Here is a 13,136-nt window from a genome sequence, read left to right as displayed (position 1 = left end):
GCCTTGCCCGTCGGGGAAGGGTTCCCCGGTGGGAGTTGGTTGGATTGATGCAGGATTACGCGCAGTCTGAGTGTGTATGCGTTCAGCGTTGATGCTCTTCCGCAAGCGCTATCAGCAAGGCTTCAGGTTGATCCGGTGCCTGAAGCAGGCTGAGGCTCAGTCGCAGCAATGGCTCAGGATCTGCCTCACTCGCTGAGGCGAGCTTGACTACCTCGAACACCACGTAGGGTGCGTTTGGATCGGCCAGGTGAGCTTTGAACGCTGCGCATATCACATTGCTCAGCCTATCCAGCTGCAGCTTTTCAGGATGATTTGGACCATCGAGCAATACTGCTTGTTGCCACGCGTCTGTTGTGAACACAACGGGCAAGCGAAGGTTGTTCAGTGCTTCGGATGTGAGTGAGCCGGACATGGTGTACCTCCGTTGGGCGCGCGAAGAAACCTGTCCCATACGGGAAAGAGTTTCCCCGCGGTGGGTTGAAGAAAAACAAGAGGGTTTGGAACGAGCCGAGCTCGAAAGGCGCTCGGGAGAGCAGTAGGCGTTCATCACCGTGAAACGTGACCGTGCGAGCTACCGAACGCTAATCGCACTTGGGGAACCATCACCGGAGTGACGTAGCTTTGAAGGCTCTGGCTACCTGGGAAGGTGCTGTCGATAACAGCGATCCGTATCCTCTATGTAGCTGGATGATTTGGATGGGTCAACGGCCTTAGGGGCACTGGTGCACGAGGTGTGTCTTCTGTCTTCCAGTGAAGAGTTTCCGACCGAATAAGCTGATAAACGGTTAAGCATGGGCGGTTTTCAGTAGTAGGCTGTAATCTCGATTTCCACAGGAATACGCTCAGAAGAGGGCGCAATCATGCCGGCTCAGCAGCCACTTCAAATCTCCCGCGCACACCGCTGGGCATATGCATGCGGCATGTCGGTAAAACGTGTTTATCGCAGGTTGAAAGGATTTGAAATTCGTGTGGCTAAACGTGCGGTGTCGACAGGCCTGCCCGCAGGTGGGCTATTGGTTCGTGGGAGCTTTCTGGTTACGAAGCTGGCACTCATCCTTGGGTTGCTCTTTATCGGTTTCTGGCTGGTCGCTTCTGTGGCAACGATGATTGCTGTAATTGGGCTTCTGGTGTCCAAGGCTGCCATTGATGCGGATCTTGAAGACAATGATCCAGGTCCAGACTTTTTAGGGGCCAACTCCTATCTAGGCAATTACGACGACAATGGCCATTACATCGGGCATTCCAAATCATCGAGTAGTGACGTCAGATAATCCTTTTCGTAGCTCCCATCAGCTGATCTGTGCCTTTGCCTGCCGAGCCATGCGCGGCCTTGCTCGCACTTCCTAGCATTCCTTCAAGGCTGCTGCCAATTGAGTAACCTGCCCAGCTCATAGCAACCAGAAATAGACCTGGCAGGACCAAGAACATTGCCCCCATCACATACTCAATCACCTGCGCCGTGACGGTTCCGTCCATAAATCCGGATGTGGGCAGCGACAACAGCACCTGATTGGACACAGACACTTGGTTGTACAAGGTATCGAGCATGCTGGAGTCGACCCAGCGGGCCAACTCCCACCAGAAGGTCAGCATGTGCAGCGTGAACAGCGTGAACGTCACCGTCATGACGGTCTTTAGCTGGTAAGTACTGACCAGCAGGATCAGCGGCAAGCTGATGATGACGCCCATGATCAGGAAAGCCTGCACCATGGGCAGGGCGGCGCGTAGCGCATTCATCGCCGGGAAGTTGCTGAAGGAGCCGAGGGCCAGCCCAGTGTTGGTCGCCAGGTTATTGAGCCCCTGATTGATCGACCCACCGCGAGCACTGGAGCCATAGTCCTGGTACACCTGTCCGGGCGACATGGACATCGATTGTTGGCGCGGGCTGACCAGTTCGCGCAGGGTGGCATCCTCGATTTCGTTGCTCGAGCGGCCAGTCAACCAGCCTTTCAGTTGAGTCAGCAGCGACGGATCAACTTGCTCGATCAAGCGCTCGCGCAACCCGATTCCGCTGTCACTCCACCATTGTTTGCAAGTGGGGTAGCCCGCGCCATTCTCCAACCGTGGTAAGGAAACATCGCGGCTGTCGTCATACGGCCAGCTGACTCGCGGTGTACGTGAGCGATCGGTGTCGTAGTAGCCCGGAGTGTCGAGAAAATAGCGTGAGCCGATCCAGGACGCGTCGTGGCTTTGTTCCTTGTCCAGCTGGGGACGATTGGTGAACAGCCGAGAGCGGGAATAGCTGTAGCAATCACGAGTGAAGTCGGCGATTTCCTGCAGCAGGACCTGACTGTCGATGCGCGAACTGTCGATCTCCATGCGCATCTGCCGGATATCCGGTGCGCAGGGGATGGAGGCGGTGGCCGCAGCGGTCACTCCTTTGCTCAAGGCATGAACCAGAAACCACCAGACCGGCACATTGGCAGAGCGTTCTCCGATGGTGTTGAAAGTGGCGCCCCAGGCGGTTTCCGCTGGCTTGGCCACACTGACACCGCATCGTTGGCTAGCTGCATCATCGAACGTCATTGAAGCGAGGTTTAGCGGAAAGACCGGCGCGCAGCCGAACAATACGATGATGTAGGCCAACCACAGCCGGTTCTCGATTCGAGGCACCGAGAGCAATCCCTTGTTGCCTTCATCCGCGCCTTGCTGACGGGCCGACAACCACTCCTGCAAAATGATCGCGCCGAAGGGTGCGGCGAACAGGCCAGTATCGGACAGGACGTTCCAGATACCGTTGTTGATGATCCAGGCGAGCAGGGAAAGGTAAAACTCCAGGTAGCTGTTGGTGCTCATGAGCATGATGGTGACCTCACAATCGAGTGAGCTCGACGCAGGTAAAGAGCAAGAGCCCTAATATCCCGGCGCGCTTCACGCGCAGTCGGTCCTGTGGTCGATGTCGGTAGCGCCTCACTAGGTCCCACCAGAGTGCTAATAGGACGCCGTAGAGCAGGGCACGCCACCACCGCAGGAAAGGCCGTATCGATTCCAAGGCTTGCTGCCAGACCTCGAAACTGCCCAGTGCAGTGCGGCCGATCCAGGCGACCAGTGTGGCGGCCAGGACCATCACCGCGGCAATGCCCAGGCCTGAAAGCAAAGTGAATAGCGGTGAGCGTTTCATGGCTTACCTGCGCTTGGCGTCAGCGTCGTTGAGTCGGCCAGGTTCGGGGTCGCCTTGCTCGACGGTGCGCGACGCGTCGGCACCTCCGGCATGCCGATCGAGCACTAGGCTGGCGGTATTGGTAGCCAATATTTGCCGTACCTGCAGCTCGGTCTGCAGCATGCGTATTTCGCGCTCCAACGTGTCGATGTTTTTCGTCAAGGCCGTTTGGGCCGGTTCGGCGGAAGCGATGTTCGGTTCGTGGCTGCCTGCCAGCAGGGTGCGCAATAGCAGGAGGGCTTTGTCGAGCACGCTGGACAGGGCCGTCTCACTGGCCAGGCGTCGCGCCAATAGATCCTGGTCGGGATCGTCGCGCAGGGCTTCAATCACGCCTCGGGTCACCGGCAGCATCGGGCTCGAGGCTTTAATCAAGTTGTCTGGGGTAAGCGGCAGTGAACCCGACAGCAGCCCTTGCAGGGCCTGGAGGCGTTCGCTGTAGGCTTCTTGGATCAGCGGCGTCAATCCGCTGCCGGCCGTAGCGCGCAGGGTTTCGCAGTTATCGCAGGTTGCGACTTCGCTTTCGCCCAACACGCGAACGGCCCAGTCGGACTCCTCTTGGGGCGAAGTCCATATCTGGCAAATGGCCCCACCTAGGCAATCACTGCTACTGATTGAGGAGCTGTCATCCACCGATCGGTTATGCATCAGGTTGTAGCCGGCACGCACCACGTCGGAAGTCACCCGAATGGGCGCTTGCCCGCTACCTCCGGCCTTTGAGCCGCCGACCCAGGGCACCCCCTTGTTGCCGTTATGGGTTTCGGTGTTTTTCACCGCGGCCACCGCATCACCGCCGGTTTGCTCCAGATTACTCTGCATCTCCTGGTTCTTGGCCAGTGCCCCCCAACCGGCTTGACCGACCTTGTCTGCCATCTTTTCAGCCATGGCCTGGCAGGTCAGTTTGGAGCGGTCGAAATCGATACGACCCTGCAGCACTCCATTACTGAGCAACTCATAGAGACCGGGGTTGGCGCGCTGAATAATCAACGCCGGCAGCGACATGACTGCTTGGGTCGCGTTCTGCACGATGCTGCCCATGATCTGCTGGAAGCCCTCGGTGACGCCGTTCAACTGGTTTTGCAAGGTATTGGTGAGGCTCATGTTGCCGCACATCATGTTCGCTCGCCATGAAGCGCCGACACCGAGCCCATTGGGACGATAGAGCGAACTCGGTGAACCCACTGCCGAGCCACCACCGATGGTGTACATCACCCGATCGTCGAGCACTTCGCCTTGGGTGCCTAAGCGGTAATCGTCCCCGGCGGCGTGGGTATGTGTGGCCACGGCAAGCAGTCCGCAGAGCAACAAACTCATCGGGCCCAACCATGGTCCTGCAAGAAGCCGACTCATGAAGCACCACCTTCGAAGTCGATGCTGAACAGGAAGGTCTGCCCCTCACGCCTGCAGCAGCTGTAGGGACGCCACAGCGACCAGGCGTAGCCGCCATCCGCGCTCTGCACTGGATCGCTGGGGAAGATGACACATGTGGGTTGAACCAGAGGGGAGAGCAATTGCCATTTGTGGGTCGAAGCGTCGTTTTCAACGATTGGGCCAGGCGGCCAATAACCATCGCGTGGTATGTGTATGAGCGGGACATACACATGCGGCTGCCAGTTGCGGGTAATGACATCACCCGCCCGCTGCGCCATCACCGCAGCGGCTTTGAAGTCGTCGGGTTGTACCAGAAATCCTTGCCGGGGATAGACGTTGCCCCACATGTTTCCCGCGAGCTGACGACCGATTTCACGGATTCCCGGTACGAGTGACTCGGGGTAGAGGCTTTCCGGGATGCCATGACGCCAGGCCAGCGAGTCCCAAGTGCTTAGGTAGTAGGGCATGAACGCCATGGCACCGCTGGCGCAAGCATAGCCGGACTGAGAAGCTAATTGCGTGGCGGCCCAGCCTCCGGGGTGGCCGATGCCATCAACATTTTTGAAACGAGGTAGGTTATCGCGCTGGGTGTTCGGTGTGATCAGGTTACCACCACCTTCCGCACCGCTGATGGGGGAGGAGAGGGTGGCCATCTCGGTCCATGGGTTACTGCCCGTGGTGCTGTAGCTCGAGACCACCAGCTCAGGAATGAAGTGACGCACTTTGGTCGAAGTTTTGACCGTGCAGCCAAAGGGGGTGCAGAGCAACCAGAAGCAGATGCCAACGATCCTGTACTCAAGGCAGTCTGGAGAAAGCACGGAGGCAGTAATGCTGCCAGTATCCAGCGCTACGCTTGGCCCGGATGCCAGCAGAATGCTCAGCACCAAAGGATGTAACTTCTGGGGCGAAATGTGCGGACAAGCAGCAGACATGATCCAGGCTCCGGGTGTAGGGCCTGGACAGGTTCAATAATCGAGAGAGGGATGTCAGTGAGAAAGCCGAACTCAGAACCTTCGGTTTATGGTGATCCTTCTAGATCAACAGAGGGTCATTCAATAATCAGCGTACGAGCAGGTGCGTTAGACTCAATCAGCAGTTGGTGTGCTTTGATCTCGAAAATGCTGGCGAGCTTGCAGAGAACCAACAACGACGGGTTGCCTACTCCTCGTTCGATTTGACTCACATAGGTACGATCCACCTCAGCCATGAGCGCCAATTGCTCCTGGGTGAGGTTCTTCATGCGTCGCATTGAGCGAATGTTAGCCGCCAGCTGCAGACGGAGCTGTTCGTAGTCTTGAGTCATGCGCGCAAACTGCGCCTTGAGGGACTCTCAATCCACGGGATATAGTCTACATTTGCTCTGGGTTGGGCTTTTTTTGACGCTTAGGTTGAGTATCAGTTTTGTTTCTATGCTGTTTAGAACAGACGGAGCATTAATAAATAATCGAAAGCTAAGGTGTGTATGGACGAAAATTACGTTTCAATTCCGGCAGCGGACGGTTGCCCGAGCCTTCTGACAGCGTGGGGCAGGGAATTTGCGCCTATGATCGAAAGTGGCGTGCGATGTGCTCAGGTTTGGCTTAATACACCTGACGACGTACCACTTTGGTGGGAACTGGCACAGGCACGTAAGACTTGTCCGGCAGGAGATTCTCAGGATGCTTTCGAAGCAGGATTTTTATTGAGAATTCAGCAACGGCTTCAAGGCGGTTTACCGTAGCCGTGCGGGTCCAACCTGGACGATATGGCTCGCAGATTACTAGACAGTATGGTTCCAGGCGCCATTCCTCTAGAATGGAGATCTGACAGAAGTGGCGTTGGTCTGTGACAAACAGATTTACGGCTAGGATTCTGCAGATTCTGCGCGCTCTGAGAACGTGGAGCGGGATATGAAAGCCGACCAAGATTGAGTGATGATCTGGTGAACCGACTGGAGGGTAAAATCCCAGCCATGGTTGAAGGTGCGATCAATACGGCCTACATCAACCCGGATGAAAATCGAAAAGGTTGCCAGAGAAGGCGGACGCCTGGAGTTCAGCGAATTCTACATGAAGAGGGTGTTCAAGGATTTGCTGCCGGGCTGATCGAAACCTAGGATCCGCTCCGTATCACTTAATTCCTCGCATCCTATCGATCCGTTCAGCTACCCGGTAAGCCGCCTCCAATTCCGAGCAGCCGGTGCTCTGCATCAGTGTCCAGCGTTCGGCTTTTTCCTCGGGCTCTGTCATGGCCAGGGCGAGATAAAGACTGGGCGGCACGGCTCGAAACAGCGTTTCGAGGTTCTTCGATAGCACGACTCCTTCGGTGTATTTGCCCGGCTCCTTGCTGGCGGAGAGCAACAAGGCTTTCTGCGCTGGTGTAAGTTTCTTGAAACGTGCGATCTCTTCGATTTCCGCGGGCGGCATGTTCAAACAAATCCACCATTCGATCATGTTGAGCATGGTCTGCGCGGCAGTAGGGAAGTCGGCAAGGTTTTGCGTCGCCAGCCAGAACCAGGCCCCGAGCTTGCGCCACATCTTGGTCCCCTTGACCACGAATGGCGCCAGCAGTGGGTTTTTGGTGATGATATGGCCCTCGTCGGTGACCATGATGATCGCTCGGCCCAGGTACTGGTCTCGCTCAGCAAGGTTGTTCACGGTGTTCATCAGGCTGATGTAGCTGATGGACATTTGAGCCTCATAGCCTTCGCGAGCATAAGTGGCCAGGTCGACAATGGTCACATCGCTCTCGGGCCAAGGCGTACCCTCGCGATCGAACAGCTCACCCTCGAAACCTTGGCAGAACAGGTCGATGGACTCGCCCATTTCCTGGGCACGCTCACGCCGCTTCTCCGGCAAGTGCGTGTCGGCGGCGACGCGCAGCAGCGCGTCGCGCACGTCGCAGGTCAATACCTGGCGACCCGACGCGACACAGGTATGTGCCGCATCGAGAATGCACTCGCGGATTAGACTGCGATCGGCTCGACTCAGACGTGCCTCTTCCTTGGCCTCACCGCCGGTGATCATCAAGCGAGCAGTGATTTCCAACTCGCCGAGCACATCGCGCTGGTCCTCGCGACTGGCTACTGCTTCATCGTCCCATTCATCAACCGACAGGCTCGCCACCTGATCTGGCTGCTCGACCAGGCGCCAGGCATCGGCGAACGGGGCGAGGCTGATCGCGGTACCCGGCTTCAATTGAACCTTGTTGACCGACAGGCCCTGTGTCGCAAAATAATCGCCTTGCAAGCCGAATGAGTTACCGGCCTCGACGATAAACAGGCGAGGGCGATATACCGCCATGACCTGCATCAGCAGGGTGACCAGAGTGGCCGACTTACCGGCGCCGGTCGGGCCGAACAACAGCAGATGGCCGTTCATAGCCCGGTCTAGTCGTGACAACGGATCGAAGCTCAACGGCGAGCCACCACGATTGAACAGAGTGATGCCCGGGTGGCCAGTGCCAGTGCTGCGGCCCCACACCGGAATCAGGTTTGCCAGGTGCTGGGCGAACATCAGGCGGGTGTACCAGTTGCGTGTGTCGCGGGCCGGGTTGTAAGCCATCGGCAACCAACGCAGGTAACTGTTGCAGGCGGCGACCTCATCGCTTTCGCGTACCGGCTGCAGCCCCGCGCCCAACAGCGCGTTGGCCAGGCTGACCGATCGCTGGTGCAATTGCCGTTCATCGTGACCGCGTACGTAAAATGCCAGAGTGCCCCGGTATAGCTTGTGCTGGCGGCCAATGATCGCGCGAGCCTCTTCAACATCCTGGCGGGTCTGGGTCGAGGCCAGGTTTTCACCGATGGCTTTGCGCGCCAGACGGTTCAGCTGCTCCTCGAGCACATCTTGGGGTTTGACCACCAGGGTCAGACTCATCACCGTGCCTTCGGGTAACTGGTCGAACAGCGCATTCACCGCGTCGCCCTTGCGAGTTTCACCAGTGAGTTGACCAATCAATGGCGCCCGGCGCAGCTTGTCTACCACCATGACCCGGTGTGGCTGATCATCAAAAAACCAGAGTCCGTGCTGCACGTCCGAGCGCGGTTCGTTGAAAAACAGCCGCTCGGCGAAGTCGTGATCGAAGGGTAACTCCAGCGACTCGCCATCACTTGACTCCGGATAGGCCACGCATTGGTAGAAATCCTCGGGTGCTTGATCGGTGAGCGTGGGGGCCGGATTGAACCAGGGCAGCAGCCAGGCATACAGACCTCGGCCATCGATTCGCGCCGATTGCACTCCGCATGCCTGCAACGAAGCCACGATACGCTCGCAAGCCTGTTGCAGAGATTGCACCGGAGTGAGTTCCATCTCCTCCGTGCCAGATTCAAGCCAGCGATAGATCACCAGGCGCACCCGTCGATTATTGCCGCGCCAGGGTAGGCGCGTGACGGCCTTGTCCTCGAACAGACCTCCCGGCTTGGCGATGGTCTTCAAGTGGCGACGACTGAGTTCCAAAAACGTCTCGGTGAAGACCGTGCCTCGCGCGCTGTCTTGAATATAATCGGTGAGCCGCGTCAGGTAGGGGGAGAAGTCGTTGTCGTCCTGGCAGAAAAACTGCGCCACCCAAGGCGCTTGATCCAGTTCGTCAAAGCTATCCTGCAGGACGTCTTCGAGGGCATCGCGGGCGGCCATCAGCCAATCGGGTTCGCGCCCTTCGGTGCCGATGGGCAGCAACTCGAACACCGCACCCACCGAGTGATTGTCGTCCAGTAAAAAGCATTGTTCTGTATCGAGGTATTCGACCCAAGGCAAGTGGTCGGTGAAGCTGGGGTTGTGCGCATAGAGTGCAGCTTCATCGGCCAAGGTGGTGCGCGGACGCAATGGGTTGCGCCAGGCTTTCCACGCAGAAGTGCGGTTGCCCGAGACGCCGGTACGCATTACAAGTCTTCCTGACGTTCGCCCGGCAATGCGTACTGCACCCGTTGGTAGAACGGGAAAACTGTCGAGTAACCTGGGATCGGTGCCTGCTCGGTACCACTCAGGTGCGGATACACGTACAGCACCAGATCGGGATTGGGCAGGCGAGGGAACAGGTTGCGGATCTCGTTCGCCGCAGTGCGCGTGTACGGTTCTTGGATAGGAGCGGAGAAAACCACCTCAGCCAACGGGCGGCGTAACTGCTGCCGAGCCTCCAGCAGTTGCTGCTGAGTGCCTTGCGACCCGGCGCCGTTCCAGATGTCCAGCATGGTTTGCTCGCCATGGGGCAGCAGCGTGTCCTTGTGGGTGGAACATCCCGCCAGGACCAAGGAAAACACGCTAATCCAGGTCAGGCAGAGAAACGTGGTCTTTTTCATGGCGAACGCTCCGGCCCTTGGGCTCGTAGTCGATGGTGATCTCATGGTCTAGGTGCAGCGCGACTTGGGCGGCCGGTGGCACGTATACGGCAGCAAAGGCTTCGCCATAAAGTTTATTGACCCACTCGCGGATGTCGCTGACCCCACCGCTGAGAATTGAATTCAGCGCGCTATTGCCACTGCCACTGGTGACCCCGAGGGTACTGCCGCCTGAACTGATCACACTGCTGTTGTTCTGCTCATCCCCGAGCAAGGTGGCGACACCCGCACCAGCCGCAGTGATCAGGCTCTGGCTGCCGAGGTACTGCCGGGCGTTCGAGCGGCGCTCGCCAGCGATGCACGGAATACCATACGGATCGGACAGGTAACCGAGGCCGCCACGGATCTTGTCAGTGTTCGAGCTTTGGGTGGTGGAGGCACTGCGGCTGGCTACGGCTTTTGGCTGAGGTACTGTGCGGATGGTGCCATCGGTAAACACAAAGGTGATTGACTCGACCTGCCCGCGGACGCAAGACAGGGTCCAGTCACCGGACGCCGTGCCGCTCATCACGGCACCTTCGACGTCCGGCAGGTCGATGCCGTTGGCCGTCAGATTCTCCGGGCCGACCAGCACCTTGAAGGGATAGGGATCATTCACTGTGCCGTCGACTGGGACTCGGCCGATCAGCGCGGTCATGGCGACCGAACCCATCAATGTTGCGTTTTCGGGAATGGTGTAGACCGGCTTCGCGCCTTCGGTACGATCAGCGGACCGCGACAGGTCATATTCACCCTTGGTGACCTCGCGTAACTGCTTCTGGTTGCGGTCGATGGCATTGTCCTTCAAACCCTCCAGTGTGTTGAAGGCAGTAGGCAGACTCAGGGTGGACGCGGTCTTGGTTTTGCCCTGGGGGGCGGTGGACAGAGCATCCGAGGGCTCAATCCACTGTAGTGCATCATTAGCAGAATGCTGCCCATCGAACTGAGCGCTATCGCCCGGCTCAAGCCCCAGTCCGATCGGCATATCCTTGCCTTTGCCGGTCAGCCCCGACAACTGTTCCTGCAATTGTGTGAGCAGGCCGCGAGCCTGACGATTGTCCTGTTCTGCTTTAAGTCGGGCCTCGTTGGCTTGTCGGCGGCCTTCGTCGACTTGCTGGGTCACGCTGCCAAGCGCCGTCTGGATTCGCGAATCAACACTGTTTTCCCGCTCGCGCAGGCGGTTGTTCTCCGTCTGCAGCGAATCGTTGTGTTTTTTCAGGCCGAGCATGTCGCTGCGCATGGCCTTCACCTGGCCGATCAGCGTGGCGACCGTATCGCGTGGGGTATCGCCCGCAATGCCGAGCGATTTGGCTTGCTCGGCGGATAACTGAAGATTGCCTTGATCAACCGAGCGCTCTGGAGAGGGAGTGCTACTTCCCGCGACCCAGGTTTTCAGGATGATCAGCGCCACGCCCAACAGGGCAGCCGGTACCAGCCATTTGAGCAAGGCGTTAGCTTTCATCGCTAGCACCTCGCGAAACGGCCGGGAACAGCACGGCTTGCTCAAGGCCGGCACTGCGGGTGACAAGGTAGGCGATCGTGGTGTCTTCAGCGCTGCCGACAGGTCCGAGGAAAGCATGCTGGAAAGCCGCGGCGAATAGCTTGGCCTGAAGTCGACGTGGATCGAGTTGCACCGTCTCTGAACCACGATTGCGCAGCTTCACGGCCGTCACCCAGTAATCACCGAGTCGCCAGACGGCGATGGGTGTGCTGGACACGTTTTCGGTCGGCAGCAGGGTTGGCAGTTCGGTGCGCAGCTTGAGCGGGACGCGGCGTACGCCGGGCAGGGACTCCACGGTGCGTAGCGGCGCGTACAGGCTTTGCGCAGCGTAGCGCGTCAAAGCGACTGGGATTGGCGTACGTTCTGGAACAGGGATGGTGCTAGATTCAGCCTCGGTAGGCTGCCGCTGAGCATTCTTGAGAATACGCACGGGCTCCAGCGGTTGATCGCCAGGCGTGGCTGCAATGTCCAAGAGGATGATCTCGCCCGTCGCGACCGATTGCAGTTGTAATCGGGTAGGTGCAATGGCTTCTGACGCGCGTAGGTACAGCGTGCCACCGGTTGATTGCACGCGCAGTTTGCCTGTCAGAGTTGAGGGCAGCCCGACTCGAACATCCTCATCGATAAAGACCACTCGTTCCTGATTGATCACCAGCGGGACCGCGAGAGGGAGGCGTTCCCAGCGCATCAACTCGACGGCCTGTGCTGCTGCTCCCCATAGCATCAGTGCGATGGTGAGCCCCGGGGTAAAAATCCGCTTCATGGCCCACCTCCAGGCAGAGCGATTTTTTGCGGCGTGGCCTGATAACAGTCCAGTGCCAGCCCCCATTTATTGCGTTCGGGGTCCAGATCAAAACGCACCACGCGTAATGGATAACGCACCACCACCCGTTTCACCGGTTCGGCTGCGTAATACTCATCGGCGTTGAGGTCGAGCGTGACCAGCCAGCTGTCGCGATCGAGCTGCTTGACCCTGAGTTCCGGATCTTCGCTGTAGCCTCGGCCCAGAATTTCGTAGACGCCACGCACCCGCTGGCGGAGTTCGCCGGCGGCCTTGCGGTACTCGTAGTCGCCGTCGAGGAAGGTCTTGCAGGAGGGTGTCAGGTAGGACTGCAAGCTGTAGATAGCGCGGCGGTAGTCCTGTTCGCCATCCGAAGGCCAGCGGTTGAGTTGGCCAAAGATGTACAGGGCGAAGGCATACACATTCTCTGAGGGGATATCCCACCACTTGCGCGTGCTGCCCGAACGCAGATCCGGGGGGACATGCACAGTCAAATCGGTCGGTGCCGAGCGCCAGCCGTACCAGAGTCCGGCACAGAGCGGGGCAAGGACTATTACCGCCAAACGTAGGCTGAAAATGTGGGCCTGTTGGGCATCCACCTTATTCCGAAAGCGACTCATGGCTGCCACCGGGACAGAGCAGGGCGCAGTCGACGCGAGCGGCGAACCGTCCAGACGCCGGAGTGAAGGATCAAACTCCCGCGCCCCAGGCGCCAATGACTGGCCAGTATCCATTCGAGCTTGCGGTACAACCATGTATCTGGCCGGGCGCGTTTGGCTCGACGCAGTAGCGAGCCACCGAAAAATAGCACCGTCGCCATGGTCCCGATCATGCTGGTGGGCGCCACGGCAATGGAAGCGGTGGCGATCGCCAGAGGAACGCCCAGCAGCAGGCCAATGACGGCGCCGGTACCGAGTGCTACCCACATCTCATCATTGGTCAAACCGCGCAGTACGGCAGGGTCGCGATTGAGTCGCTCAGGGAGAAAGACCAAGGTGCCGTCGGCAAGGCGTTCGATAGCGTCGTTCATGTCGAC

Annotated in this window: 15 protein-coding genes; 3 read left to right on the top strand and 12 right to left on the bottom strand. The window is 58.5% G+C overall.

The annotated features are described in order from the left end of the window. Nucleotides 1–82 precede the first annotated feature (82 nt). On the bottom strand, nt 83–412 hold the full coding sequence (locus LVW35_RS18665) for a hypothetical protein (RefSeq protein ID WP_233891511.1): 330 nt from the start codon (nt 410–412) through the stop codon (nt 83–85). 448 nt (nt 413–860) lie between these two features. Between LVW35_RS18665 and LVW35_RS18660 the strand changes: the two genes are divergently transcribed. Beyond that, nucleotides 861–1,271 (top strand): DUF3742 family protein, encoded by a 411-nt coding sequence (locus tag LVW35_RS18660; RefSeq protein WP_233891510.1) that lies wholly within the window; start codon nt 861–863, stop codon nt 1,269–1,271. Here the strand turns inward: LVW35_RS18660 and LVW35_RS18655 are convergent. The 5 genes from LVW35_RS18655 to LVW35_RS18640 form a co-directional block, all read right to left on the bottom strand. After that, on the bottom strand, nt 1,264–2,802 hold the full coding sequence (locus LVW35_RS18655) for a conjugal transfer protein TraG N-terminal domain-containing protein (protein WP_233891509.1): 1,539 nt from the start codon (nt 2,800–2,802) through the stop codon (nt 1,264–1,266). The genes LVW35_RS18660 and LVW35_RS18655 overlap by 8 nt on opposite strands. Before the next feature lie 10 nt (nt 2,803–2,812). Continuing rightward, on the bottom strand, nt 2,813–3,121 hold the full coding sequence (locus LVW35_RS29005; protein WP_326489590.1) for a hypothetical protein: 309 nt from the start codon (nt 3,119–3,121) through the stop codon (nt 2,813–2,815). 3 nt (nt 3,122–3,124) lie between these two features. After that, nucleotides 3,125–4,507, bottom strand: a complete 1,383-nt coding sequence (locus LVW35_RS18650; RefSeq protein ID WP_233891508.1) for an integrating conjugative element protein — start codon at nt 4,505–4,507, stop codon at nt 3,125–3,127. Further along, a complete protein-coding gene (locus tag LVW35_RS18645; RefSeq protein WP_233891507.1) occupies nt 4,504–5,460 on the bottom strand; it encodes a TIGR03756 family integrating conjugative element protein in 957 nt (318 codons plus the stop codon). Before LVW35_RS18645 ends, LVW35_RS18650 begins: the two co-directional genes overlap by 4 nt. A gap of 116 nt (nt 5,461–5,576) precedes the next feature. After that, complete coding sequence (locus LVW35_RS18640) at nt 5,577–5,831, bottom strand: helix-turn-helix domain-containing protein (RefSeq protein WP_233891506.1); 255 nt, start codon at nt 5,829–5,831, stop codon at nt 5,577–5,579. 159 nt (nt 5,832–5,990) lie between these two features. On the opposite strand from LVW35_RS18640, the gene LVW35_RS18635 reads away from it, so the two are divergent. Further along, complete coding sequence (locus LVW35_RS18635; protein WP_082001413.1) at nt 5,991–6,248, top strand: LasR-specific antiactivator QslA; 258 nt, start codon at nt 5,991–5,993, stop codon at nt 6,246–6,248. Between the two features lie 186 nt (nt 6,249–6,434). Beyond that, nucleotides 6,435–6,623, top strand: a complete 189-nt coding sequence (locus LVW35_RS18630; RefSeq protein WP_233891505.1) for a hypothetical protein — start codon at nt 6,435–6,437, stop codon at nt 6,621–6,623. Nucleotides 6,624–6,636: 13 nt separating this feature from the next. Here LVW35_RS18630 and LVW35_RS18625 read toward each other — a convergent pair whose 3' ends face one another. Genes LVW35_RS18625 through LVW35_RS18600 form a run of 6 tightly spaced genes read right to left on the bottom strand, consistent with a single transcriptional unit; the run spans nt 6,637 to nt 13,130 of the window. Then, entirely contained in the window at nt 6,637–9,384 is a 2,748-nt protein-coding gene (locus tag LVW35_RS18625; protein WP_233891504.1) for a conjugative transfer ATPase, read from the bottom strand. After that, complete coding sequence (locus LVW35_RS18620; RefSeq protein WP_233891503.1) at nt 9,384–9,800, bottom strand: TIGR03751 family conjugal transfer lipoprotein; 417 nt, start codon at nt 9,798–9,800, stop codon at nt 9,384–9,386. The genes LVW35_RS18625 and LVW35_RS18620 overlap by 1 nt, the downstream gene beginning before the upstream one ends. Then, nucleotides 9,763–11,280, bottom strand: a complete 1,518-nt coding sequence (locus LVW35_RS18615) for a TIGR03752 family integrating conjugative element protein (RefSeq protein ID WP_233891502.1) — start codon at nt 11,278–11,280, stop codon at nt 9,763–9,765. Before LVW35_RS18615 ends, LVW35_RS18620 begins: the two co-directional genes overlap by 38 nt. Beyond that, nucleotides 11,270–12,082: a TIGR03749 family integrating conjugative element protein gene (locus LVW35_RS18610; protein ID WP_233891501.1), complete on the bottom strand. Its 813-nt coding sequence runs from the start codon at nt 12,080–12,082 to the stop codon at nt 11,270–11,272. The genes LVW35_RS18615 and LVW35_RS18610 overlap by 11 nt, the downstream gene beginning before the upstream one ends. After that, nucleotides 12,079–12,720: a PFL_4703 family integrating conjugative element protein gene (locus LVW35_RS18605; RefSeq protein WP_233891500.1), complete on the bottom strand. Its 642-nt coding sequence runs from the start codon at nt 12,718–12,720 to the stop codon at nt 12,079–12,081. Before LVW35_RS18605 ends, LVW35_RS18610 begins: the two co-directional genes overlap by 4 nt. Continuing rightward, the gene (locus tag LVW35_RS18600) at nt 12,717–13,130 is read right to left on the bottom strand and encodes a TIGR03750 family conjugal transfer protein (RefSeq protein WP_233891499.1); all 414 of its coding nucleotides are present in this window, start codon (nt 13,128–13,130) and stop codon (nt 12,717–12,719) included. Before LVW35_RS18600 ends, LVW35_RS18605 begins: the two co-directional genes overlap by 4 nt. Between the last annotated feature and the right edge of the window lie 6 nt (nt 13,131–13,136).

It is taken from the genome of Pseudomonas sp. HN11, from assembly GCF_021390155.1.
Taxonomy (GTDB): domain Bacteria; phylum Pseudomonadota; class Gammaproteobacteria; order Pseudomonadales; family Pseudomonadaceae; genus Aquipseudomonas.
The sequence above is the reverse complement of the archived record's forward strand: the minus strand, read 5'-3'. Positions and strand labels throughout refer to the sequence as shown.

Bases quoted from the DNA above. Each gene is read 5' to 3' on its own strand.
- LVW35_RS18645 (WP_233891507.1), bottom strand. From the start codon at position 5,460: ATGTCTGCTGCTTGTCCGCACATTTCGCCCCAGAAGTTACATCCTTTG.
- LVW35_RS18615 (WP_233891502.1), bottom strand. From the start codon at position 11,280: ATGAAAGCTAACGCCTTGCTCAAATGGCTGGTACCGGCTGCCCTGTTG.
- LVW35_RS18640 (WP_233891506.1), bottom strand. From the start codon at position 5,831: ATGACTCAAGACTACGAACAGCTCCGTCTGCAGCTGGCGGCTAACATT.
- LVW35_RS18660 (WP_233891510.1), top strand. From the start codon at position 861: ATGCCGGCTCAGCAGCCACTTCAAATCTCCCGCGCACACCGCTGGGCA.
- LVW35_RS18650 (WP_233891508.1), bottom strand. From the start codon at position 4,507: ATGAGTCGGCTTCTTGCAGGACCATGGTTGGGCCCGATGAGTTTGTTG.
- LVW35_RS18625 (WP_233891504.1), bottom strand. From the start codon at position 9,384: ATGCGTACCGGCGTCTCGGGCAACCGCACTTCTGCGTGGAAAGCCTGG.
- LVW35_RS18600 (WP_233891499.1), bottom strand. From the start codon at position 13,130: ATGAACGACGCTATCGAACGCCTTGCCGACGGCACCTTGGTCTTTCTC.
- LVW35_RS18665 (WP_233891511.1), bottom strand. From the start codon at position 412: ATGTCCGGCTCACTCACATCCGAAGCACTGAACAACCTTCGCTTGCCC.
- LVW35_RS29005 (WP_326489590.1), bottom strand. From the start codon at position 3,121: ATGAAACGCTCACCGCTATTCACTTTGCTTTCAGGCCTGGGCATTGCC.
- LVW35_RS18605 (WP_233891500.1), bottom strand. From the start codon at position 12,720: ATGAGTCGCTTTCGGAATAAGGTGGATGCCCAACAGGCCCACATTTTC.
- LVW35_RS18635 (WP_082001413.1), top strand. From the start codon at position 5,991: ATGGACGAAAATTACGTTTCAATTCCGGCAGCGGACGGTTGCCCGAGC.
- LVW35_RS18655 (WP_233891509.1), bottom strand. From the start codon at position 2,802: ATGCTCATGAGCACCAACAGCTACCTGGAGTTTTACCTTTCCCTGCTC.
- LVW35_RS18610 (WP_233891501.1), bottom strand. From the start codon at position 12,082: ATGAAGCGGATTTTTACCCCGGGGCTCACCATCGCACTGATGCTATGG.
- LVW35_RS18620 (WP_233891503.1), bottom strand. From the start codon at position 9,800: ATGAAAAAGACCACGTTTCTCTGCCTGACCTGGATTAGCGTGTTTTCC.